Consider the following 24977-nt stretch of genomic DNA (forward strand, 5'->3'; position numbering starts at 1 on the left):
GAGCGCGACAAGACCGCAATAAAAGCTGTAACCTTAATGACGTTTTACATGCGTCACTAAGGGAAGTGTAAAGCTAAAGCAACTGCCTTTATTTACTTTACTGTGAATATCTAACAAGCTGTCATGATTGGTCAATACATGTTTGACAATGGATAAACCAATACCTGAACCACCCGAGTCACGTGAACGTGCATCATCGACACGATAAAAACGCTCGGTTAAATGATGTACATGTTCCGCAGAGATACCACCACCATTATCGGTCACACTAAAGAAGCCACCAGCAGAAGTTTGTTTCCACTCCACGACAACTTTACCTTTTTCAGGTGTATAACGTACCGCATTGTAAATTAAGTTAGACACGGCACTGCGTAATTGCGATTCATCCCCCATGGCAAACAAACCATGTTCGATATGGAATTCAACTTGCAAGGCTTTATCCGCCCCTAAAATTAATACTTCCTGCTCTAACATCGACAGCATAAATGGTATATCAACTTGTTTTTCAAAGTCGACAGCTTGTGCAGCTTCAATACGAGACAAGGCCAGCAGTTGATTCACCAATGAATCCATGCGCGCCGTTTGTTCAGACATCACTTTATGCGCACGTAAAAACATTTTGTCCGACTCATCCGGTTCCAGCATTTCCAGATAACCTTTTAATACGGTTAACGGCGTGCGTAATTCATGCGATACATTGCCCATAAAATTACGTCTGACTTGTTCCAGTTGCCGCAGTTCGGTAACATCTCGCGCCACCAGCATCGACTGATCATCAGTATAAGTCATGATACGGATTTCTAACGTTTTCGAATTATGTGTCGGAGAAGTGATCTCTAACGGCTCTTGATAGTCTTTAGAATTTAAATATTGGATAAAATCCGGGGTACGGATCAAGTTACCAATATGTTGGTTCGCATCTTCCGGCCATTTCAAGCCAATCATTTGCTGCGCTAATTTGTTACACCACATAATCGAATAATCAGTATCTAACGCCACAACCGCATCGGGTAGCGCCTCAGCACCTTCACGAAAACGGCGGATCACCACACGCAATTCTTTACGCTTACGTTTATGACGACGCTGCAAACTGTAGATACCATTAAAAATAGATTCCCAACTGCCTTTGCCTTCTGGCGGCGTCGCACTACGCCCTATCCACAGCCATTTATGCAATACATATTGATTACGGTATAGGGCAATAACATTAACTACAGCCGCAATGAGTAAACTCAAGGTGATGTTATCAATGATTAAACCAACAAGAAAAAACGGGATATACCAATAGGCCAGTCGCCATAAGCCACTGACAAAAACATTCGTTTTATTCATATTGAAATTTCAACTCTGCTGATTAACGTACCGAGAAGCGATAACCTGCACCACGTACAGTTTGCACATATTTATCATGTTCACTCGGTGTTAATGCTTTGCGTAAGCGACGAATATGCACATCAACCGTGCGGTCTTCGACATACACATTCATACCCCAAACATTATCGAGTAACTGCTCTCGGCTGTATACGCGCTCGGTATGGGTCATAAAAAAGTGCAATAGTTTAAATTCTGTTGGGCCGATATCAATCACTACGTCTCCGGCGGAAACTCGATGGGCAACAGGATCAAGCTGTAAACCACTAATATCAATGACCGAATCTTGGGTCATTGGCGCGACGCGGCGCATCACTGCATTTAAGCGGGCAATCAATTCTTTTGGTGAGAATGGCTTAGTAATGTAATCATCTGCCCCCACTTCCAAGCCTTTAACTTTGTCTTCCTCTTCACCACGTGCTGTTAACATCACGACCGGAATAGCGGATGAATGAGGTTGAGATTTTAGGTGTTTAATATATTTAATGCCACTGCCACCAGGCAGCATCCAATCGAGTAAGATCAAATCAGGGTAAGGTTCAACGAGTCGCTCTACCGCTTCAGGATAATCCCCAGCTTCAACGACATCAAATCCTTTTTGCTCTAATGCAAAACACAGCATTTCACGGATCGCAAGTTCATCTTCAACTACTAAAATTCGCTTAGACACTTTGAATATCCTTTACTATTCATCCCTTTATTAACTGTATCCAGTCAGTAAAAGATTTATATTTTATACCCAAGCTAGTCTCTGATATAGCATTTTTCAGTAGCTTGGGTATGTGATGAAAGATTCGTTTATCTTTCGACTTTAACTGAAATCGATTATCTGCTCAATATGTTTCAGAATTATTACATTGATGAATTATTTATGAAAAAATCGATTTAGACCGAACAAATCACAGCAATTATGTATAAATATAATACTTAATTGAACCAATCAGTTTAATAACAAAAATAACCATCACAATAAACCTATGGCGATCATCATTAATGTTTACCACACTAAACTTAAGTCAGCCATAAGCAGATAGTTCGCCACGAACCAAACTGGCAATTTTCAATAGCCTTAAGTATACTGGTTATCCAAACAGTTGATACCAAGGTCCTGCTATAATGTGGTTTAAAAACTTACTAATTTATCGTTTCACTCGTCCATTTGAACTAGATATTGAGCAACTTGAAACCAAGTTAGCTGACTTCCCGTTTACCCCTTGCGGTAGTCAAGACTTGTCAAAGTTCGGTTGGATCAAACCACTGGGTAAATCAGGCCAAGCGTTAACACACGGCATCACAGATAACATCCTTATCTGTGCTAAAAAAGAAGACCGCGTATTACCTGCCTCTGTGGTTAAAGACATGCTACAAGAAAAAGTAGACACCATTGAAGCAGAACAAGGTCGTGGCCTGAAGAAAAAAGAAAAAGATGCACTGAAAGAAGACATCGTTCATCAATTATTACCACGTGCATTCCCACGTAGCAGCCAAACATTTGCTTGGATCTGTCCTTCACAAAATTTATTAGTGGTTGATGCGTCAAGTGCTAAAAAAGCCGAAGACTTAATCGCATTATTACGTAAGTGTGTAGGTAGCCTGCCTGTAATTCCAGTGGCGTTAACAACACCAGCAGATGTAACCATGACAGAATGGTTAAATAACGGTACTGCAGCACCAGGTTTTGAGTTAGGTGATGAAGCTGAATTACGTTCTGCGCTTGAACATGGCGGTATTATCCGTTGTAAAGAGCAAGACTTAACCAGCGAAGAGATCCAACACCATCTTAACGCCGATAAGTTGGTAACAAAATTGGCCTTAGATTGGAGTGAATCACTGTCTTTCTTACTGGGCGAAGACATGTCAGTAAAACGTCTTAAATTTAGCGATCTCATCAGAGAACAGAATGATGATGTAGCAACCGATGACTACGCGGCTAAATTTGATGCTGACTTTGCCTTGATGACTGGCGAGTTGATGCGCTTTATCCCAGACCTTATCACTGCATTAGGCGGCGAAGAAGCAACAACAAAATAAACGGTCGTAATAAACAAGCGCTATAAACAGTCGTCTTGCTATGCAGTGTGCCTACTTCGGTATGCTGCATTCTTCCCCTTCTTAATTCTGTTCTACTATCTACTATCTACTATCTACTATCTACTATCTACAGCATGTTCCTGCGCTGTTAATCATGTCAGCTCTTTTCGCATTAAAACGCATTTAATCCCTGCTCTGCGCCTTATATCCGCATAATTAACATGACAACACTGTCACAATTGCTATTTTTTGCGCATAAAAACGTCCAAAAAATTTCATTTAAGCTGCTAGTTCTAACTTGCAACAACAAATAATAAAAATAATCATTAATTAATCATAATATAAAACAGCAGCTTAAATGTGATTACGAAATATTTATGACATTAAGAAATCACTGTCATATTACTGTCACACAACTTTGTTCTAATCCTTCTCGTCAACTAACTGAAGCAAATCTGTCAAGAGCGACGGATAAAACGGTACCTAGAGATGAAAAACAACAACGAAGCAATTGAATTGAACCCAAGCACAATGAGAAAAGTATTCAGCTGGGTAAGTGTAGCCGCATTGGTATACTTCGTATTGGTAGCAGTATCTACAGTAAGTGGAGGCTTTAAAATGTTCTCCGGTGGTAGCGCTGGTGCAGAACAAATATTCGCTTTCGCAACTAACCCATTTGTCGCTTTATTATTAGGTATCCTAGTAACAGCGTTAGTACAATCTTCAAGTACAGTAACATCAGTAATCGTTGGCTTAGTAGCCGGTGGTTTACCAATCTCAATCGCAATCCCAATGGTTATGGGTGCGAACATGGGTACGACAATCACTAATACTTTCGTGAGCATGGGTCATATCCGTGACAAGAAAGAGTTTGAACGTGCATTTAGTGCTGCAACAGTACATGACTTCTTTAACTTATTAGCCGTTGCTATCTTCCTACCATTGGAAATTGCCTTCGGTATCCTTGAGAAAATGGCAACCTTCCTAGCAGATTTCTTTGTTGGTGGTAGCAGCTTAAGCATTAAAGAATTCAACTTTATTAAACCGTTAACTAAACCTGCGGTAAACCAAATTAAAGAACTTGCTGGTTCATTACCTGTAGAGAGTAATACAGCTGGTCTAGTAATGGTGTTCATCGGTATCTTCATGATTGGTTTCTCAGTTACCTTCCTAGGTAAAGTATTGAAATCAGTAATGGTTGGTCGTGCTAAAGCAGTATTACACGGTGCCATCGGTCGTGGTCCAGTAAGCGGTATCTTATCGGGTACAGCAGTAACTGTGATGGTGCAATCATCATCAACGACAACGAGCTTAATGATCCCACTAGCGGGTAGCGGCGTGTTTACCACACGTCAAATCTTCCCATTCACACTGGGTGCGAACATAGGTACAACAATTACAGCGTTACTTGCTGCAACATCAATCAGTGGTGATACAGCACAGCTAGCAATGACAATCGCCCTTGTACATGTAATGTTTAACCTGTTCGCAGTAGCACTTATCTACGGTATCCCGTTCCTACGTGAGATTCCAATTAAGTGTGCAGAGTCGTTAGCGCGTCAAGGTACTGAAAATAAATTTATCGCTTTTGGTTATGTGATTGGTGCTTTCTTCGCACTACCTGGTTTGATGATTATTTTCTAAATCCAGATTGCAAAAAATGACTAAATAAAAAGCTCAGACTTGTTCTGAGCTTTTTTGTATCTGCACGAAAATATCAGTTAACGCCGCCAAGACTCTTCCAACAAAACCTGATCCAGATCAACACCAAAATACCGACCAACACGTAGAATCGCGAACCTTGATGTCCGAAGGGCATTCCCTGACTTGAACTCAGACAATAATTGAGGTTGACATGTTTACTCCAGAATTACTTTCCCCTGCCGGTTCTTTAAAGAACATGCGCTATGCTTTTGCTTACGGTGCTGATGCTGTTTACGCTGGCCAACCACGCTATAGCCTACGTGTTCGTAACAATGAATTTAGCTTAGAAAACCTAGAAATTGGTATCAATGAAGCGCACGCGCTTGGTAAGCAATTCTATGTGGTTTGTAATATCCAACCTCATAACTCAAAATTAAAAACCTTCATCCGTGATTTAACGCCAATCATCGCGATGAAGCCAGACGCGATTATCATGTCAGATCCAGGTCTGATCATGATGGTACGTGAAGCGTTTCCTGACATGGTTATTCACCTGTCGGTACAAGCAAACGCAGTAAACTGGGCAACCGTTAAATTCTGGTATACCCAAGGTATCAAGCGTGTGATCTTATCGCGTGAATTATCACTGGATGAAATTGAAGATATTCGTTTCCACTGCCCTGACATGGAAATTGAAGTATTTGTACACGGCGCACTGTGCATGGCTTACTCTGGCCGCTGCCTATTATCTGGTTACATTAACAAACGCGATCCAAACCAAGGTTCATGCACGAACTCATGCCGTTGGAAATACGATGCGCATGAAGCGACCGAAAATGAAACCGGTGATATTGTTGCTAGCAACCCTGAAATCTATCAACCTGAAGCGCAAATATATACGCCTGAGCCGACATTAGGTATAGGCAAACCGACTGACCAAATATTCTTATTACAAGAACAGGGTCGTCCAAATGAATATATGCCTGCATTTGAAGATGAGCATGGTACTTACATCATGAACTCAAAGGACCTACGTGCAATCCAACACGTTGAGCGTCTGACTAAAATGGGCGTACATTCATTAAAAATTGAAGGTCGTACTAAATCGTTCTACTACTGTGCCCGTACAGCACAAGTATACAAGCAAGCGATTAATGATGCAGTTGCAGGCCGTGACTTTGATCCATCACTATTGGGCACACTAGAGCACCTTGCACACCGTGGTTATACCGAAGGTTTCTTAAGCCGTCATACTCACGATGCATACCAAAACTACGATTACGGTTACTCAATCAGTGAAACACAACAGTTTGTTGGTGAGTTCAATGGCCGTAACGATAAAGGTCTTGCTGAAGTGATTGTGAAGAACAAATTCTTAGTCGGTGATTCTTTAGAGCTAATGACGCCACAAGGTAACATGACCTTCAAGCTTGATGAGTTAGAAAACCGTAAAGGCGAAGCAATGGACGTTGCACCAGGTTCTGGTCACATAGTTTACTTACCGGTGCCAGAAGAAGTTGAGCTGGATCATGCGCTACTGATGCGTAACTTTGCCAATAGTGAAGATACCCGTAACCCGCATAAATAATCCATTAAGAAAGAAGAAATAACCTTATGGCATTATTAATTAATGATAAGTGTATTAACTGCGATATGTGCGATCCGGAATGTCCGAATGGCGCTATCACCTTTGGTGCCAAGATTTATGAAATCGACCCGCTGTTATGCACTGAATGCGTAGGTCATTATGATAAACCAACCTGTAAGACGGTTTGCCCGATTAACTGCATTATTACCGACCCGGATCATGTAGAAAAAGAGGACGCATTATGGGAAAAATTTGTCATGATCCAAGAAGCAACAAAAGCAGCACACTAATCAAGCTAAAGTTTTGATTTCAGACTTGGTTTTATTCCTAGTTTGATTCTGATTTCAGTCTAATAAATACGAAAACGGCGAGCTTATAGCTCGCCGTTTTGCTTTCCCGCCGACCAATCTTCATGTAGTAATGCCGTTAATACATGATCTTGCCAACTTCCCGCTATTTTTAAGTATTTACGTGCATAACCTTCACGCTCAAAACCTAATCGCTGTAATAACGCACCACTACGCTCATTCACCGGAATGTAATTAGCCATCACTCGATTCAAACCTACATTTTCAAACATGAAACCTAAACAAGTTTGCAAAAACTCAACCATCAGCCCCTGCCCTTCATGAACCTTTGAAATTGAATAACCAAGATAGCAGGACTTAAACACCCCTTGAATAATGTTACTAAAATTAGCCACCGCGACGATCTCAGCGGTATCCCGGTCGATAGCAATAAAATTAATTGCACTCGCGGCATTAAATTCAATGCGGATCTGTTCGACACGTAGCTGCCACCAACGCAAGGTATAATAAACCTCACTGCGTATTGGCTCCCAAGGTGCTAAATGAACTTGATTACGAATATAATACTGACATAGTTTTTCAGCATCGCTCGCCACCGCCACGCGAATGACTAAACGCTTAGTGACAAATTGGGGGGGATTTGATGACATCGAACACCTCAGCTAAAACTAAGCACGATGTAATCGAGTTGCCGATAATAGACCACCATTATCAACTAACTGCTTCATCAAGCCTAAATTAGCCAGTATACGTTCTACTAATAGGGTTTCAAATGGATAATATGTTTCTTTGCAGTTATTCACGGAATCAATCGTCGCGACAATAAAATGTTCCAACACCAAGCAAGTGCGATTGTTACTAAAGTTAGCCATCGATAGCGCTGTTGGCGAATAAGCGCCACGGCAATTACTGCCAACCCGTAATACCACACAGGGTAATAAGGCTAAATGGTCACGTTCACAAAAGGCATAGAAATTATCTAAGCTTTCTTCTTCCCATTCAGGGCTGACAATAATGACCGCATCGGCAAGGCCCATTAATGCTGCGGTGTCTTGCCATTCATCTTGCCAATCGACAATTTCATTTTTTAATGCTTTATCCCAAATAGGTAAAGCAAGGTTAACAAAATCCAATAAATTCACTTTGCTAAACAATTGGGACTGCTGGGCTAATTGTAATACCGACTGTGCAACCTTGATGGTTGTCGACCGATTTCGGGTACTACCACTAATAACAACTAGTCTCACCTTATGCTCCTTACATCAAAGACACTCACGATTCAGTGAGGCTCATCTCCATATGACATTTTCATTAAGCTAGCGATGATATGAGGGAGCGTCTATAAGGTCTATAGCAATAGTGCAAAGCAATACTATAACCATACTAAGGCATGATACTAAATAGGCAGGGAAGAATAAGTATGAAGCGCATACCCACTTCGCCCCATCAGTATGGGGATAAATAACAAAGTGGGATATTTAATCTTCAGGTTCGCAAGGATAACAAACCGAATAAATCATGCTTAGGCAGTTACTTTGCCCTTCACTGTACTGCTTAATACAGGCTCGGCTAAGCCTTGTTGAATAAACTCCGCAACATAGCTCAATAATGTCGTCACCGCTTTTGGTAATTCATCCAGATCAAAACTATCAAGCATGTTTTTTACTTCTAGACCGAGTTCGGTATCGCCTTCAATCTTTAAACGACGTTGGAAAAATAACGTATCTGGATCTTCTTTACGTGCGGTAATTAACACTAATTCATTTAAGTTACCTTTAAAGCTGACATCAACCGACGCTGCACTTGGTGCTATGATCAGCTTACTGTCAGCACAGCTAATAAACCAATTGATGCCTAAGTCGGTAATTTCAACCTGTAACCATTTTTGCTCAAGAAACTCAAATTCATCATCCGCTAGCGTTTCTGCGAATACTCTATTGAGTACCTGTGATAGTACTTTCTCTTGCAGTGAAAAAGGTAATACTTTAGCTGGAATCGCTAATAATCCAGGTACAGTATGTACCAACTTACGGTGTAGAGTATGTAACATCAGGGTATGGTCCTTGAATAAAAAAACTATTTTAGCGCGCCATTGGCGAGCATATCCTAAGCAAAGTCAATTTAAAGTAGATTAACTCAGATAATCCTGCCCTAAATCAAATCCAATAAAACCGAGATACTTTACAATTTTTGCCAAGATTCATCGTTCAAGACACTATCACAATGGAATTACTCTGCCCTGCTGGTAATTTACCGGCTCTAAAAACCGCGGTCGACAATGGCGCCGATGCGGTTTATATCGGTTTTAAAGACGATACTAATGCCCGCCATTTTGCCGGTTTAAACTTTACCGATAAGAAACTCGATAAAGCCGTTGATTATATCCGTAGTCACGACCGTCACTTACATGTTGCGATCAACACCTTTGCACATCCAGGGAAATTAGAGCGTTGGGAACGCGCCGTTGACCGTTGTGCTGATATGGGCGTTGATGCCGCTATTATTTCAGATGTGGCAGTGCTTGATTATGCCACCAAGAAATATCCTGATTTAGAACTGCATTTATCCGTGCAAGCTTCAGCAACCAATGTCGAAGCGATTAACTTCTACACCAATAATTTTAATATCAGCCGAGTGGTATTGCCACGGGTATTGTCGATCCATCAAGTCAAGCAATTGGCTCGAAATACCGACGTAGAGTTAGAAGTTTTTGCCTTTGGTAGTTTATGTATCATGGCTGAAGGCCGCTGTTATTTATCCTCGTATTTAACCGGTGAATCACCAAATACGGTAGGCGCATGCTCGCCAGCAAAGTTTGTGCGCTGGGAAGAAACCGAGAAAGGCCTCGAGTCTCGCTTAAACGGCGTGCTTATCGACCGTTACCAACCAGAAGAAAAAACTGGTTACCCAACACTCTGTAAAGGCCGCTTTAATGTCGACGGTAAAGTATTCCATGCACTCGAAGAGCCTACCAGCTTAAATACCTTAGCGTTAATACCAGAACTAGCACAAGCCAATATTGCCGCAGTTAAAATTGAAGGTCGCCAACGTAGTCCAGCCTATACCGAACAAGTCACTAAAGTATGGCGTGCTGCACTTGACCGTTACCGCCAAGATCCAGCGCAATATCAAGTTGAAGCCGCATGGAACAAGCAACTTGATCAGCTTTCTGAAGGCACCAGCACAACATTAGGCGCTTATCACCGAGATTGGCAGTAACCTGTAACTTATATTGGCAAATAGCCGCGAGAATAATTATGAAATACGCATTAGGCCCAATCTTATATTATTGGCCAAAACAACAAGTCGAAGATTTTTATGCAGCAGCGGTTAACTCAGATGCCGATATTATTTATCTTGGTGAAACCGTTTGCAGCAAGCGCCGTGAACTGAAACCGAAAAACTGGTTAGGGCTAGCTAAAGAAATTGCCGATTCCGGTAAGCAAGTGGTGATCTCAACCATGGCGTTATTAGAAGCGCCCTCAGAAGTGAACATATTGCGAAAATACTGTGAAAACGGTGATTTTATTGTTGAAGCAAACGACTTTGGTGCCATTAATTTATTGGCTGAAGCCAAAACCCCGTTTGTCTGTGGCCATGCGCTTAATATCTATAACGCGCAAGTCTTGCAGTTACTCGTCAATAAAGGCATGCAGCGCTGGGTCATGCCAGTCGAATTGTCTCGAGATTGGTTAGTGCAGTTGCAAGAAGACAGCAGAATACTCAATATTCGCGACCAATTTGAAATAGAAGTGTTTGCCTACGGTCATTTACCACTGGCCTACTCTGCTCGCTGTTTTACCGCACGTTCAGAAAACAAAGCCAAAGATGATTGCGAACTGTGTTGTATCAATCATGCCAATGGCAAACCAGTGTATAGCCAAGACGATAAAGAGTTATTTACCATTAATGGTATTCAAACCATGTCAGGCTATAAATACAATTTATTAAATGATGTGGCAAGTATGCAGGATCTAGTCGATGTGGTGCGCGTGAGTCCGTTAGGTGATTCAGCATTCGACACCCTTGGTCAATTTAAACAAGCAGCGGAAGAGAATGTTAAGTTCGACTTACAACTCGATCGCGAGTGTAATGGCTATTGGCATCAAATTGCCGGATTCGATACTGTAAATAGCTAACTTAGCTCCTCCCCCTTCCTTAACTTAACCAGAAAGTAAGGGGGAGGCTTGAAGGGGGTTAGCCCTTATTCGCTAAACGGCTCAATTCTAAACGGGCGTAACCATGCTCGATAAATTCATAGACATTGTTACTTAATGCTAATTTGAAATAGCTTTCAGCGGCATTATCATCATCCATTAAGGCTTTGTATTTACCCAGGTAAAAATAAGTTTCAGTTAAACGATGGGCTAATATTTTGTTATAGCTCGGATCATTTTTATCTAAGCCATCAAGTAATTTCGCCAATAATTGCGTTTCACTTAACTCTTGAGTATATAGCGCAACGATATTCCATGACCAAACATCATCAATATGCTGATTATAACGCGCTTGAACTGATTTTAACGCCTCTTCAGCATTGACTTGATATTCAGGGTAATATAACCATAAGGTTCTAAATGGGTCGTTAGGCGCTTCATTGTAGGCACTAACAAGATCATTAATCGCTAAGCCATAACGTTCGCCATAATACAGCGCGATACCCCGGTTGAGGAATACATAATTATTTTCTGGGTCTAACTGCGCAATTGAATCATAAGCATCAAATGCTTCATCAAACTGCTCGGTTTGGGTCATATACAGACCAATAAAATTATAAGCCGGTACAAAATCAGGCTGCAATGTTAATGAGCGTTGGAAGTCAGCGTGTGCCAGTGAGCGTAAACCCATGCTATCAGCCAGTAAGCCGCGTTCATAAAAATAGCGAGCTTGGCGACTGCGATCATCTTTGGCATCCAGAATTAACTGGCTATAACGCATTAACATAATTTCAGTTTGGTAATTAACTTGAAGTGGCTCTGCGAGAATTAATTCGGAAGGCTTGCGGTCATCAGTTGAAAAAGACCCCGACAATGAACTACAGCCTGAAAGTAAGGCTGTAGCAATCAATAAACTAAGACATCTTTTCATAATTAAACCACTTATTATTTTACAGATACAAAAAAGGAGCGTATCAACGCTCCTTAAAATAATCAATCTAAATTAACAACAAGTTATTCGCTAACTGGTTGCTCAATAGATGCTGCTGGAGCGTCCATTGCTTCTTTAATACTTAGACGGATACGACCTTGACGGTCTACTTCTAGAACTTTAACTTTAACTACTTGTTCTACAGACAGGTGATCTGCAACTTTGTTCACACGTTCTTGCGTAATTTGCGAGATATGAACTAAGCCATCTTTACCAGGTAAGATGTTAACAAATGCGCCGAAGTCAGCTAGACGTACAACTTTACCTTCGTAGATTTGACCAACTTCAACTTCAGCTGTTAGTTGGTGAATACGTTCGATTGCTGCTTGTGCCTGTTCGCCACTTGTCGCTGCAATTTTCACTGTACCGTCATCTTCGATTTCGATCGTAGTACCAGTTTCTTCAGTAAGTGCACGGATTGTTGCGCCGCCTTTACCGATGATGTCTTTGATCTTATCCGTGCTGATTTTGATTGTATGAATACGCGGTGCGAATTCAGATACATCATCACGGTTAGTTGCGATAGCTTGATCCATCACACTTAAGATGTGTAGACGTGCAGCTTTTGCTTGTACAAGCGCTTTCTGCATGATGTCTTTAGTGATACCTTCAATTTTGATATCCATCTGTAGTGCAGTGATACCAGCAGTTGAACCAGCAACTTTAAAGTCCATGTCACCTAAGTGATCTTCATCACCAAGAATGTCTGAAAGAACTACGCTACGGTCGCCGTCAAGTACTAGACCCATTGCGATGCCCGCAACAGAAGCCTTGATTGGCACACCAGCATCCATAAGTGCTAACGAAGTACCACATACAGAAGCCATTGAGCTTGAACCGTTAGATTCAGTAATTTCAGATACAACACGTACTGTGTACGGGAATTCATCTGCCGTAGGCATAACCGCTAAAACACCACGTTTCGCTAGACGACCGTGACCAATCTCACGACGTTTAGGCGAACCTACCATACCAGTTTCACCAACACAGTAAGGAGGGAAGTTATAATGCATTAGGAAACGGTCAATCGTTTCGCCAGTTAGGCTGTCGATACGTTGTGCATCACGTTCAGTACCTAGTGTTGCAGTTACTAACGCTTGCGTTTCGCCACGTGTGAATAGTGAGCTACCGTGTGTACGAGGTAGAACGCCAGTCATTACGCTTAATGCACGGATCATTTCTGGATCACGACCATCAATACGTGGTTCGCCATCAAGAATACGATTACGTACGATGTTCTTTTCTAAAGCGCCAAGTAAGTCGCCCGCTTCACGTACATTTAAGTCTGCGTTTTCTTCTAATAATTTAGCGATAACTGCAGCTTTAATTTCGCCCATTTTAGCGTAACGTTCAGCTTTTTCTTGGATTTGGTAAGCAGCAGCAACATCTTCAGAAGCAAGTTCAGCAATTTTAGCTTTAACTTCTTCATTTACAGTTGGTGCAGACCATTCCCATTTAGGAGTATTAACTTCTGCTGCAAATTCTTTAATTGCTTCAACAACAACTTGCATTTGCTCGTGGCCATAAACAACCGCGCCAAGCATTTGCTCTTCGCTAAGAATTTCAGCTTCAGATTCAACCATCAATACTGCATTTTCAGTACCGGCAACAACAAGGTCTAGTTGGCTTTCTGCTAACTCAGATGTTGATGGGTTAAGAATGTATTCGTCATTCTGGAAACCGATGCGTGCAGCACCAATTGGGCCATTGAACGGCATACCAGAGATACTTAATGCAGCTGAAACACCGATTAATGCAACCAAATCAGGTTGAATTTCAGGGTTAACAGATACAACAGTAGCTACTACTTGAACTTCATTTTTGAAGCCAGCAGGAAATAGTGGACGGATTGGACGGTCGATTAGGCGACATGTTAATGTCTCGCCTTCACTTGGACGGCCTTCACGTTTAAAGAAGCCACCAGGGATCTTACCTGCAGCGTAAGTACGTTCTTGGTAATTCACTGTTAGCGGGAAGAAATCACGACCAGCTTCAGCGTGTTTTTTACCAACAACACTTACTAAAACAGAAGTATCACCGATGCTTGCCATTACAGCTGCTGTTGCTTGACGTGCAATAACACCTGTTTCTAATGTAACTGTATGTTGACCATACTTAAACGATTTTACGATAGGATTCACTCTTTGTCCTTAATCTTTAATGTCTCTTTAATTTCGTCGCTAAGTATACGGCATAAAAAAATTAAAGGGCAATGTAAGTATTGGAAATAGTGAAATAAGTTCGAAAATAACGTGTAATGGGGGCGTTTGAAGGGAAATTAAAAAGCAAAAAGGAGCCAAATTGGCTCCTTTCTTATAATTTGTTGTCCGTAGACGTCAAATTAATCGTCGATTAACGACGTAGACCTAAACGTGCAATAAGATCTGCATAACGTACGTTTTCAGTACGTTTTAGGTAGTCAAGAAGTTTACGACGGCTAGCAACCATACGTAATAGACCACGACGGCTGTGGTGATCGTGGATGTGCTTCTTGAAGTGACCTTGAAGGTGGTTAATTTGTGCAGTTAGAAGTGCAACTTGAACTTCAGTTGAACCTGTGTCGCCTTCTTGACGTGCGAAATCTGCAACGATTACTGCTTTAGCTTCAGCGCTTAATGACATAGTGGAATCTCCAATATAGATAAATAGCTTATAGCCGACCACTCGTTCAGCTATAAGAAGAAGCCCGGAGTATACAGACCTCGATTAATTCCTGCAATCATTTTCATCAATCAATAAATAAACAAATAACACACCGAAAAAGACGTATAAAAAAAGCACGATTACCTGCGTAATCATGCCTTTTACTAATCCACTAGTGCAATTATCTGAACATCGAACTATTGTGGCTCACGAGCCTGTGTTTCATAGTTAACTACACGTTTTGGTGCTACACGACCTTGGTCGTCCATCGCACCAACACCAATAAAGACGCGGTCTTCACCAACAGTCATGCGCACTAAGCCAGATTCCGGCGTATTCGGTATTACGACGGGCTGGCCGTGTAATATAAAATCACCACTCTCTGTATTCATGTTCGCTTCAGGTAAATGACTTACTGCTGAATCAAGTGGCATCAATAATGGATCAAGCAACTCTTTCGGCTCAACACCGTCAACATTTGCTTGCTCAACAATCTCTTCCAATTGTTCGAACGTCATCATACGTTCTGCAGGGTAAGCACTAACGCCAATACGACGTAGCATGCTTACATGTGCGCCGCAGCCCAATAGCTCACCAAGATCATCAACGATAGTACGGATATAAGTACCCTTACTCACGTGAATCTCTAGGTTAACTTCATCGTTATCAAAACTTAATAATTTAAGTTCAAATACTGAAATTGGACGTGCAGGACGATCGATAAAGATACCTTGACGCGCATACCAGTACAAAGGCTTGCCTTCGTGCTTTAATGCCGAGAACATTGATGGTACTTGTTCTGTGTCGCCACGGAATGTATCAAGTGCAATCAATAACTCTGCATCACTGACGTTGACCGGGCGTGTTTGCACGATCTCGCCATGCGAGTCTGATGTATCCGTACGTTCACCCAGCTTTGCAGTTACGATGTAACGCTTGTCTGAATCAAGTAAAAACTGAGAAAACTTCGTTGCTTCACCAAAGCACAATGGCAACATACCAGTCGCTAATGGATCTAGAGCGCCTGTATGGCCCGCTTTAGCAGCAAAGAAAATCTTCTTTACACGCTGTAAGGCATCGTTTGAACTAATTCCTGTTGGTTTATCCAACAAGAATACACCATGCACATCACGACCTTTCCAGCGACGACGACGTGGAGACATGACTAAGACTCTCCTTCAGAAGCGTCTTTATCATCACCTTCAGTAGTGCCGTAATCATCTTGCAATTTTTTATCTTTAGCACGTACTTCAGTTACTAACGTTGACAGACGCATACCTTCAACCAAAGTGTTGTCATAGATGAAACGCAGTTCAGGTACGATACGTAACTTCATTGCGCTACCAACTAACGAGCGGATATAACCACTTGCTGCGTCTAATGCCGCGATACCGTCTTTAATACGAGCTTCATCGTCATCGATGTTGAAAAACGTAACATAAACTTTTGCGTAAGAAAGGTCACGAGACAGATCGATACTTGATACTGTAACCATACCTACACGTGGATCTTTTACTTCACGCTGTAAAATACGCGCAATTTCTTGTTGTAATTGCTGAGCAACACGACGAGAACGACTGAATTCTTTTGCCATTTTTAAATTCCTCTAAAGGAAAATGGGGACCGAAGGCCCCCATAAAGTTATTTTAATCGAACCGAGCTATTAACCGTTACAGAGTACGTTTAATTTCAACAGTTTCGAATACTTCGATTTGGTCACCAACGCGTACGTCGTTATAGTTCTTAACGCCGATACCACATTCAATACCCATACGAACGTCTTGTACGTCATCTTTAAAGCGACGTAGAGATTCAAGTTCGCCTTCGTAAATAACGATGTTTTCACGTAGTACACGGATTGGCGCGCTACGTTTAATGATACCTTCAGTAACCATACAACCAGCGATTGAGCCAATTTTAGGTGATTTGAACACATCACGAACTTCAGCAAGACCAATGATTTCTTGACGGAATTCAGGCGCAAGCAGACCGCTCATCGCTTGTCTAACTTCATCAATCAAGTCATAGATAACGCTGTAGTAACGTAAATCAACACTTTCGTTGTTAACAACTTCACGTGCTTTTGCGTCAGCACGTACGTTGAAACCAAGTACGATAGCGTTTGATGCAGCAGCAAGTGTTACGTCAGTTTCAGTAATACCACCAACGCCACGCGTGATGATAGCAACTTTAACTTCGTCAGTTGAAAGTTTAACAAGTGACTCACAAAGTGCTTCAAGTGAACCTTGAACATCTGCTTTAAGTACGATGTTAAGCTCAGAAACTTCGCCCGCTTCCATGTTCGCAAACATGTTATCAAGTTTAGATTTCTGTTGACGAGCAAGTTTCACATCACGGAATTTACCTTGACGGTAAAGCGCAACTTCACGTGCTTTCTTCTCATCACGAACTACAGTCGCTTCGTCACCTGCACGAGGTACACCAGAAAGACCTAAGATCTCTACAGGAATAGAAGGACCAGCAGATTCGATTGGCTTACCATTCTCATCGCGCATTGCACGAACACGGCCATATTCTAGACCACAAAGAACGATATCGCCTTGCTTAAGTTCACCTTGTTGTACAAGTACAGTTGCAACTGGACCACGGCCTTTATCAAGACGAGATTCAATAACAACACCCGCAGCAGGACCAGTAGCAACCGCTTCTAGTTCTAATACGTCAGCTTGTAATAAGATAGCTTCAAGTAGTTCATCAACACCAGTACCGGCTTTAGCAGAAACATAAACAAACATGTTTTCGCCGCCCCAGTCTTCTGGCATAACGTTGTGTTGAGCTAGTTCGCTCTTAACGCGGTCTGTATCAGCACCTTCTTTATCCATCTTGTTCACTGCGATAATCAGAGGCACATCAGCCGCTTTCGCATGGTGAATAGCTTCGATTGTTTGTGGCATAACACCATCATCAGCTGCAACAACAAGTACAACAATATCTGTCGCTTGAGCACCACGAGCACGCATAGACGTAAACGCCGCGTGTCCAGGAGTATCAAGGAAAGACACCATGCCGTTTTCTGTTTCAACGTGATAAGCACCAATGTGCTGTGTGATACCACCAGCTTCACCATCAGCAACTTTAGCGCGACGGATATAATCTAGTAGTGATGTTTTACCGTGGTCAACGTGACCCATGATAGTAACAACAGGAGCACGCGTTACTTTAACTTGCTCGCCTTCACCTTGTGCTTCAGCTAAAATAGCTTCTTCTAAAGCATTTTCTTTAACCAAGATAACTTTATGACCCATGTCTTCTGCAACAAGTTGTGCAGTTTCTTGGTCAAGTACTTGGTTAATAGTAACCATAGAACCCTGCTTCATCATGTATTTGATGATTTCAGTCGCTTTGATTGCCATTTTTTGTGCTAATTCGCTAACACTGATAGTCTCACCGATGCGAACATCACGTTCAACTTTAGCAACAGGCTTGTTGAAACCTTGTTGCATACCTTCAGGTGCGTTAACTGATTTACCTTGATGACGGCTATAACGGTTATCAGGTTTACGGCCTTTCGCTTTACGTGCTTTGCCTTTACCTTTTGGTGCAGGTTTTGCCGCTTCAACTACTGGCGCTACAGCTTTCTTCTTACGATCACCTTTTTGTGCAAGTGCATCAGCATCATCTTCTGCAGCTTGTGCATGCGTAGATGTTGTTACGTGGTAATCTGCCGATTTATCTGTTTTTGCACGTTCAGCTTCTTCTGCAGCCCAACGGCCAGAGTTTTCTTCTGCTAATTTACGTGCTTCTTCAGCTTTTTGTTGAGCTTCCAGCTCAGCTTTACGAGTGGCTTCCTGCTCTTGCTTCTGCTTCAACGCTTCCGCTTCGCGCTTCGCCATATCATCTGCCTCTTTTGATTTTGTAGTTTTTTGTTTTGTTTCACGTTTTGCTTTTTCTGTAGCATCACGTTTTACTTTTGCTTCTGCGTCAGCTTTTAATTTTGCTTCTGCGTCTACTTGTGCTTTTAATTCAGCTGCTTTAGCTGCTACTTCTGCTGCAGCTTGTTCAGCGGCTTCAGTTGCAGCTTTTTCTTCTGCTAATGTCGCTTCATCTTCAGCGGCAGTACGTTTTACGTAAGTACGTTTTTTACGTACTTCTACTGCTACTGATTTCTGCTTACCGCCACCGCTTGCTACGCTAAGCGTGCTTTTGGTTTTGCGTTGTAATGTTAAGCGATTTGGCTCAGCCGTATCACTACCATGTTGCTCACTTAAGTGCACAAGTAGTGTCTGCTTTTCACCTTCATTTACCGTACTATCGTTCGCTTTTGCTATACCAGCATCAGAGAATTGTTGTACTAGGCGATCAACAGTCGTACCGATATCCTCGGCCAATTTTGTAATTGATACATCTGCCATGTAATTCGATCCCTCTCTTCGCGTTATTATTCGCTATCACTGAACCAACAGATATTACGTGCAGCCATAATTAATTCGCCGGCACGTTCATCCGTTAACTCTTCAATTTCGCTTAAATCGTCGATGCCTTGTTCAGCTAGCTCTTCCAGAGTTGTTACTCCGATGCTGGCAAGAACATAAGCAAGGTGCTTTTCTAAGCCTTCAAGCGCTAATAAATCAGCACTTGGTTCAGCACCTTCTAGTGATTCTTCTGCAGCAAGTGCAGATGTCGTTAGTGCGTTTTTAGCACGTGAACGTAATTCATCAACTAGATCTTCATCAAAACCATCAATTTGTAAGAATTCATTAACTGGTACATACGCGATTTCTTCTAATGAAGAGAAACCTTCGTCGATCAGTAATTCAGCCATATCATCATCGATATCTAATTTATCAGTGAAGATATTCAACAAACGGTCATTTTCTTTTTGATGCTTTTCTTTCGCATCAGCAACTGTCATTACGTTTAGTTCCCAACCAGTCAGTTGTGAAGCTAGACGTACGTTTTGACCGTTACGGCCAATTGCTTGTGCTAGATTGTCTTGTTCAACCGCAATATCCATTGAATGCTGATCTTCGTCAACAATAATAGAAGCAACTTCAGCAGGTGCCATTGCATTGATAACAAACTGCGCTGGGTTATCATCCCAAAGGATAATATCAACTCGTTCACCGTTTAGTTCACTTGATACAGCTTGTACACGTGCGCCACGCATACCAACACAAGCACCAACAGGATCGATACGTTTGTCGTTAGACTTAACCGCGATTTTAGCACGTGAACCCGGATCACGAGCAGCGGCTTTAAGTTCAAGCATCTCTTCGTTGAATTCTGGCACTTCTACGCGGAACAATTCGATTAGCATTTCGTTACAAGAACGGCTGATAAACAGCTGTGTGCCACGCGCTTCAGGCTTTACTTCTTTCAGTAAAGCTTTAATACGGTCGCCAGTACGGAATGATTCACGTGGTAGCATTTCATCACGGAACATTACTGCTTCAGCATTGTTACCAAGATCAACTACTACTGTTTCACGGTTAGCACGTTTTACTAAACCAGTGATTAACTCACCTTCGTGTTTAGCGTATTGCTGAACGATTAAATCGCGTTCTGCTTCACGTACTTTTTGAATGATCACTTGCTTAGCTGTTTGCGTAGTTACACGGTCAAAAACAACAGATTCAATTGTATCTTCAATGAAACCGCCAACTTCGATGCTTTCATCATCAAATTTAGCTGCGTCCAGGGTAATTTCTGAGAAAGGATTTTCTAATGGTTCACCTTTATCATCAATTACAAGCCAGCGACGGAACGTTTCAAAATTACCAGTTTTACGGTCAATTTCAACACGAACTTCGATTTCGCCTTCATATCTTTTTTTAGTTGCTGTCGCTAATGCAATTTCCATTGCTTCGAAAATTTTCTCACGAGGTAGTGCTTTCTCGTTAGAAACTGCATCAACAACTAACAGAATTTCTTTATTCATTCCCGGACGCCTCGTTAGTCAAATTTTGGAACTATATTTGCTTTTTGAATATTCGCGTGTGCTAAGACTTCGTCTTTGCCATCAATTGTTACAGTGATCATATCACCGTCAACACTTTTGATTACGCCTTTTAATTTACGACGACCATTAACGGCCATACGTAACAATGCTTTGATTTCAGAACCACAGTACTCTTGGTAATGTGATGCTTTAAACAATGGACGTTCCATACCAGGTGAAGATACTTCTAAGAAGTACTCAGTGGAGATTGGATCTTCAACATCCATAATCGCGCTAAGTTGGTGACTTACTTTCGAACAATCATCAACGAAAATACCGTTTTCATGATCGATATAAACAAGTAATGTTGAGTGTTTACCAGCTCGTGTAAACTCAATACCAATAAGTTCAAAACCTAACATTTCAACTGTTGGTTCTAACAATTCAGTTAGCGTTTGTTCTAGACTCGCCAAAACAACCCTCCATAAAAACAAAAAAAGGGCATATGCCCGTAATTTAAAAAATAAAAAAGCCCCGACTATAAGGCGAGGCTTCTTACTACTAGACCTTGTAATCCACTTGCGTGGTGCTTATTAAGTAAATAATAAACAAGAAGCCAATAGAATTACTTAAATTACATTTACCGAGATAAAATTAAATTTAAGTAATGCTATTTGCACACTGTTGACTAGCCCTATCAACAGGTATAAGAAAATGGTTGCGGGAGCTGGATTTGAACCAACGACCTTCGGGTTATGAGCCCGACGAGCTACCAAACTGCTCCATCCCGCGACAATGTTCTTACTGCGCTGATTATAGGCTATTGCTACAGTAATAAGCAAGGCAAAATTTACTTTAATAGTGAATAGGATACCTTGCGGTAAGCAATGAAGCTAAATTGAACGTTATTTTGATATATTTTATAGCAATAAAAACACTTTAGTTGGAGGATAACAAACGCGGAAGTAGATCTTAAACTCGGTGCAACTATCCATACCAATACAAGTAATAATATACCGAACAATAAAAACAAAAAAAGCCGATTCATCACGAATCAGCTTTTAATATTTATTTATAAATTTAGTGGTGCGGATGGGGGGACTTGAACCCCCACGACCTAAGTCACCAACCCCTCAAGCTGGCGCGTCTACCAATTCCGCCACATCCGCGCAATACTAAATTTATACTATCTATTTTATAAGTTACAGTATCTATTTGAGGTGATAGTTGTAACTTACTTTCTTACTACATAATACCTTAAGCTGACGTATAGTGTATCTAGCCATGCTTAATGCTTATTGAGGTACGTCACTGTTACTTACTGGTGCTACAGGAACATCACTTGTGATTGCTGGTTTTTCAGCATCTAAAATCACATCAGTATCTGATTGCGTAGATAAGTTACCAAGCACTAGGCTTAAAGCAAAAAATGCAACAGCAAGTATTGCAGTAACGCGAGTTAAAAAGTTACCTGAACCGCCAGCACCAAATACAGTATTTGAACCGCCAGAACCAAAGCTAGCACCCATATCAGCGCCTTTGCCTTGCTGCATTAGAACGAATCCAATGATTGCAAGTGCAACAATTAAGTAAATAACAATAATAACTTCGTACATTTTAATACCTAAATCTCAAAAGGTTTAATATAGCTTTATCGAACATCCTTACCCGAGGTAAGGGACACTTAATTCGATATTCAGTCAATCTCTAACTAAATCACGATAAGTGGTAAAGCGAAGCAGATATTATCTAACCTCTACCCTAGTTGCAAGCTGATTATTAAAAAAACAATGAATAAAAGGCTTTAGCACAAAACAACATCAGTTGCGGTATACTAATAAGCCTTAAAATAACTATCTACGCGGGCTTAAAACGTCGCTTTAACGGCATCAGCGATTTTATTCGCCAGTGCTAATACATGCGCTTCATCTTCGCCTTCAACCATTACACGGATAAGCGGTTCAGTACCCGATTTACGCAATAATACACGACCGCGATCAGCAAGTTCCAGTTCAACCTCTTTAACCGCTTGTAACACTGATTCAGCTAACAATGGATCGGAATCACCACTAAAGCGAACATTGACTAATACTTGTGGAAACTTACTCATACCAGAGCGTAACTCTTTCAGTGTTAAGCCACTTTGTACCATAGCAGCTAATACTAATAAGCTTGATACAATACCGTCACCTGTGGTGGTGTGATCCAGTGAAATAATATGACCTGAGTTTTCACCACCAATACGCCAGCCTTTCTCAAGTAGCATTTCAACGACATAGCGATCACCAACAGCACTTCGCGCAAACGGTATGCCCAATGACTTAAGCGCTAACTCTAAGCCCATATTCGCCATTAATGTGCCAACGACACCGCCTTTTAATTCACCGTTACGCAGTGCATCACGTGCAATAATATAAAGGATTTCATCGCCGTCAATAACATAACCAGTATGATCAACCATCATCAGACGGTCGCCATCACCATCATAAGCCACACCAAGATCAGCGTTTTCAGCAAGTACACGTGCCGCTAATGCTGCGGGTTCTGTTGCACCACAACCATCATTAATGTTTAACCCATTTGGACTGACACCAATCGTGATAATTTCAGCACCTAACTCTTTAAATACGTTGGGTGCGATGTGATAAGTTGCGCCATGGGCACAATCTAGTACAATTTTCAGGCCTTTTAGGCTAGCACGTGATGGGAAGGTACTTTTACAATATTCAATATAACGACCAGCCGCATCTTCAATACGTACTGCTTTACCCAGTAATGCCGACTCAACACAGGTTAATTCCTGTTCTAACTGCGCTTCAATCGCCAATTCAACTTCATCTGGTAATTTTGTACCGTTAGCAGAGAAAAATTTAATACCGTTATCATGGTATGGGTTATGCGATGCACTGATGACAATACCTGCTTCTGCGCGGAACGTACGCGTTAGATAGGCAACTGCCGGTGTCGGCATTGGCCCCATAAACGCAGCATCAAGACCTGCCGCTGATAAACCCGCTTCTAAAGCACATTCCAACATGTAACCAGAAATACGTGTATCTTTACCGATAAGGACTTTCTTAGTGCCTTGCTGTGCAAGTACTTTACCTGCAGCCCAACCCAATTTAAGTGCAAACTCAGGTGTAATTGGTGCTTTACCTACAAGGCCGCGAATACCATCGGTACCAAAATACTTTCTTGACATATTTAATCCCTAATATCTTTATTGTTAGTCGAGATTCAACTCAACTCGTCTATTTTTAATTTAAACCGTTACTTACGATCTATTGATTTAGTTTAATTATTTACTGCTGTTATCTGAATTACGCTTACTCGCACTATATTTTCTAATGCTATGTTTAAATACTGTTTTTACTAATGCTGTTTTTACTAATGCTATTGTTACTAATGCTAATGCTATTGTTACTAAAACTATTGTTGCTAAGACGGTGCTTAGCGAGCTGGGCCACGACAGCTAAAACATCCGCCGTTTCTCTAACATCGTGGACACGTAATATTTGTGCGCCAGCGGTGGCTGCAGCAGTCGCACATGCAAGACTACCGGCTAATCGCTGTGATTCATCACACTGCAATAAATTACCTATCATCGACTTACGTGAAACGCCAATCAGAACTGGTAAACCAAATTGATGAAACACAGGTGTGTCAGCCAATAACTGATAATTCTGCTCTAAGGTTTTACCAAAACCAAACCCTGGGTCTAGGATAATATGCTCACGCTTAATTCCCGCGTTAACACAATCGTCAATACGCGACTGTAAAAATGTTAACACTTCTGTCGTTACATTTTGATAAGACGGTGCGTCTTGCATGGTACTTGGTTGACCTTGCATATGCATAATGCACACAGGTACCGCCAGTTCAGCGGCCGCTTGTAGTGCCCCTTTTTCCTGCAACGCTCTAACATCATTAATAATGTCGGCACCTGCAGCAATGGCTTGACGCATAACCTCAGCTTTACTGGTATCGATAGAAATAACCACATCTAGCTGTGCCGCTATACGTTTAATAATAGGGATAACACGGGCAAGTTCTTCTTCTAAGCTAACAGCACTGGCACCAGGGCGTGTTGATTCACCGCCTATATCAATAATCTTGGCACCATCGGCAACCATTTTTTGGGCTTGGTTAAAGGCCGCATCTAACCCGTGGTATTGACCACCATCAGAAAAAGAGTCCGGTGTTACATTTAGAATGCCCATGACCACAGGTTGATTCAGATCGAGTATTTTAACATTATTGCTATTGGCGGTTAAGTTTAACTGCATTATCGTTTCTATCCCTAAAAAAAAACCCCGAGTTAGACTCGAGGTTTATTCTATCATGA

22 protein-coding genes and 2 tRNA genes are annotated in these 24977 nt (G+C 41.6%); 6 read left to right on the plus strand and 18 right to left on the minus strand.

Translation table 11 applies throughout. The features are described 5' to 3' along the window. Positions 1–33 precede the first annotated feature (33 nt). On the minus strand, positions 34–1332 hold the full coding sequence (gene phoR, locus CXF93_RS18040; RefSeq protein WP_101063909.1) for a phosphate regulon sensor histidine kinase PhoR: 1299 nt from the start codon (positions 1330–1332) through the stop codon (positions 34–36). A 22-nt stretch (positions 1333–1354) separates the two neighbouring features. Then, positions 1355–2041 (minus strand): phosphate regulon transcriptional regulator PhoB, encoded by a 687-nt coding sequence (gene phoB, locus CXF93_RS18045; RefSeq protein WP_101063910.1) that lies wholly within the window; start codon positions 2039–2041, stop codon positions 1355–1357. A gap of 446 nt (positions 2042–2487) precedes the next feature. Here phoB and rdgC point away from each other — a divergent pair, with 446 nt between their 5' ends. The 4 genes from rdgC (at position 2488) to CXF93_RS18065 (ending at position 6924) form a co-directional block, all read left to right on the plus strand. Continuing rightward, positions 2488–3402, plus strand: coding sequence for a recombination-associated protein RdgC (rdgC, locus tag CXF93_RS18050; RefSeq protein ID WP_101063911.1), 915 nt, complete (start codon positions 2488–2490; stop codon positions 3400–3402). Between the two features lie 489 nt (positions 3403–3891). After that, positions 3892–5046: a sodium:phosphate symporter gene (locus tag CXF93_RS18055; RefSeq protein ID WP_101063912.1), complete on the plus strand. Its 1155-nt coding sequence runs from the start codon at positions 3892–3894 to the stop codon at positions 5044–5046. Positions 5047–5257: 211 nt separating this feature from the next. Beyond that, entirely contained in the window at positions 5258–6634 is a 1377-nt protein-coding gene (yegQ, locus tag CXF93_RS18060) for a tRNA 5-hydroxyuridine modification protein YegQ (protein ID WP_101063913.1), read from the plus strand. Positions 6635–6660: 26 nt separating this feature from the next. Further along, entirely contained in the window at positions 6661–6924 is a 264-nt protein-coding gene (locus CXF93_RS18065) for a YfhL family 4Fe-4S dicluster ferredoxin (RefSeq protein ID WP_101063914.1), read from the plus strand. An 83-nt stretch (positions 6925–7007) separates the two neighbouring features. On the opposite strand, the gene rimJ is transcribed toward CXF93_RS18065, so the two are convergent. The 3 genes from rimJ to CXF93_RS18080 form a co-directional block, all read right to left on the minus strand. Beyond that, complete coding sequence (rimJ, locus tag CXF93_RS18070) at positions 7008–7592, minus strand: ribosomal protein S5-alanine N-acetyltransferase (RefSeq protein WP_101063915.1); 585 nt, start codon at positions 7590–7592, stop codon at positions 7008–7010. 18 nt (positions 7593–7610) lie between these two features. Then, positions 7611–8189: an NAD(P)H-dependent oxidoreductase gene (locus CXF93_RS18075; protein ID WP_101063916.1), complete on the minus strand. Its 579-nt coding sequence runs from the start codon at positions 8187–8189 to the stop codon at positions 7611–7613. Positions 8190–8464: 275 nt separating this feature from the next. Beyond that, complete coding sequence (locus CXF93_RS18080) at positions 8465–8992, minus strand: SCP2 domain-containing protein (RefSeq protein WP_101063917.1); 528 nt, start codon at positions 8990–8992, stop codon at positions 8465–8467. Positions 8993–9165: 173 nt separating this feature from the next. On the opposite strand from CXF93_RS18080, the gene CXF93_RS18085 reads away from it, so the two are divergent. Together CXF93_RS18085 and CXF93_RS18090 are read left to right on the plus strand one after the other, a co-directional pair. Further along, positions 9166–10161 (plus strand): peptidase U32 family protein, encoded by a 996-nt coding sequence (locus CXF93_RS18085; protein ID WP_101063918.1) that lies wholly within the window; start codon positions 9166–9168, stop codon positions 10159–10161. A 38-nt stretch (positions 10162–10199) separates the two neighbouring features. Then, positions 10200–11081, plus strand: a complete 882-nt coding sequence (locus CXF93_RS18090; protein ID WP_101063919.1) for a U32 family peptidase — start codon at positions 10200–10202, stop codon at positions 11079–11081. 58 nt (positions 11082–11139) lie between these two features. On the opposite strand, the gene nlpI is transcribed toward CXF93_RS18090, so the two are convergent. The 13 genes from nlpI to folP all read right to left on the minus strand — a co-directional run bounded on the left by nlpI (position 11140) and on the right by folP (position 24918). Beyond that, positions 11140–12030: a lipoprotein NlpI gene (gene nlpI / locus CXF93_RS18095; protein ID WP_101063920.1), complete on the minus strand. Its 891-nt coding sequence runs from the start codon at positions 12028–12030 to the stop codon at positions 11140–11142. Between the two features lie 83 nt (positions 12031–12113). After that, a complete protein-coding gene (gene pnp / locus CXF93_RS18100; RefSeq protein ID WP_101063921.1) occupies positions 12114–14231 on the minus strand; it encodes a polyribonucleotide nucleotidyltransferase in 2118 nt (705 codons plus the stop codon). A gap of 211 nt (positions 14232–14442) precedes the next feature. Beyond that, positions 14443–14712, minus strand: coding sequence for a 30S ribosomal protein S15 (gene rpsO / locus CXF93_RS18105; RefSeq protein WP_019440396.1), 270 nt, complete (start codon positions 14710–14712; stop codon positions 14443–14445). 218 nt (positions 14713–14930) lie between these two features. After that, positions 14931–15896 (minus strand): tRNA pseudouridine(55) synthase TruB, encoded by a 966-nt coding sequence (gene truB / locus CXF93_RS18110; protein WP_101063922.1) that lies wholly within the window; start codon positions 15894–15896, stop codon positions 14931–14933. 2 nt (positions 15897–15898) lie between these two features. Beyond that, positions 15899–16327, minus strand: a complete 429-nt coding sequence (gene rbfA, locus CXF93_RS18115) for a 30S ribosome-binding factor RbfA (RefSeq protein ID WP_101063923.1) — start codon at positions 16325–16327, stop codon at positions 15899–15901. Between the two features lie 76 nt (positions 16328–16403). Then, positions 16404–19106, minus strand: coding sequence for a translation initiation factor IF-2 (gene infB, locus CXF93_RS18120; protein WP_101063924.1), 2703 nt, complete (start codon positions 19104–19106; stop codon positions 16404–16406). Between the two features lie 26 nt (positions 19107–19132). Then, positions 19133–20632 carry a transcription termination factor NusA gene (gene nusA / locus CXF93_RS18125; protein WP_101063925.1) on the minus strand — a complete coding sequence of 500 codons (1500 nt, stop codon included), beginning with the start codon at positions 20630–20632 and terminating at the stop codon, positions 19133–19135. Positions 20633–20646: 14 nt separating this feature from the next. Further along, the gene (gene rimP, locus CXF93_RS18130; protein ID WP_101063926.1) at positions 20647–21105 is read right to left on the minus strand and encodes a ribosome maturation factor RimP; all 459 of its coding nucleotides are present in this window, start codon (positions 21103–21105) and stop codon (positions 20647–20649) included. 242 nt (positions 21106–21347) lie between these two features. Further along, positions 21348–21424, minus strand: a tRNA-Met gene (locus CXF93_RS18135). A gap of 292 nt (positions 21425–21716) precedes the next feature. Next, positions 21717–21801: transfer RNA gene (locus tag CXF93_RS18140), tRNA-Leu, on the minus strand. 126 nt (positions 21802–21927) lie between these two features. Next, positions 21928–22248 carry a preprotein translocase subunit SecG gene (gene secG, locus CXF93_RS18145; RefSeq protein ID WP_101063927.1) on the minus strand — a complete coding sequence of 107 codons (321 nt, stop codon included), beginning with the start codon at positions 22246–22248 and terminating at the stop codon, positions 21928–21930. 251 nt (positions 22249–22499) lie between these two features. Further along, positions 22500–23834, minus strand: coding sequence for a phosphoglucosamine mutase (glmM, locus tag CXF93_RS18150; protein ID WP_101063928.1), 1335 nt, complete (start codon positions 23832–23834; stop codon positions 22500–22502). A 154-nt stretch (positions 23835–23988) separates the two neighbouring features. Further along, on the minus strand, positions 23989–24918 hold the full coding sequence (gene folP / locus CXF93_RS18155) for a dihydropteroate synthase (RefSeq protein ID WP_232784255.1): 930 nt from the start codon (positions 24916–24918) through the stop codon (positions 23989–23991). Positions 24919–24977 lie beyond the last annotated feature (59 nt).

The organism is Moritella sp. Urea-trap-13, from assembly GCF_002836355.1.
In the GTDB taxonomy this organism is placed as follows: Bacteria; Pseudomonadota; Gammaproteobacteria; order Enterobacterales; family Moritellaceae; genus Moritella.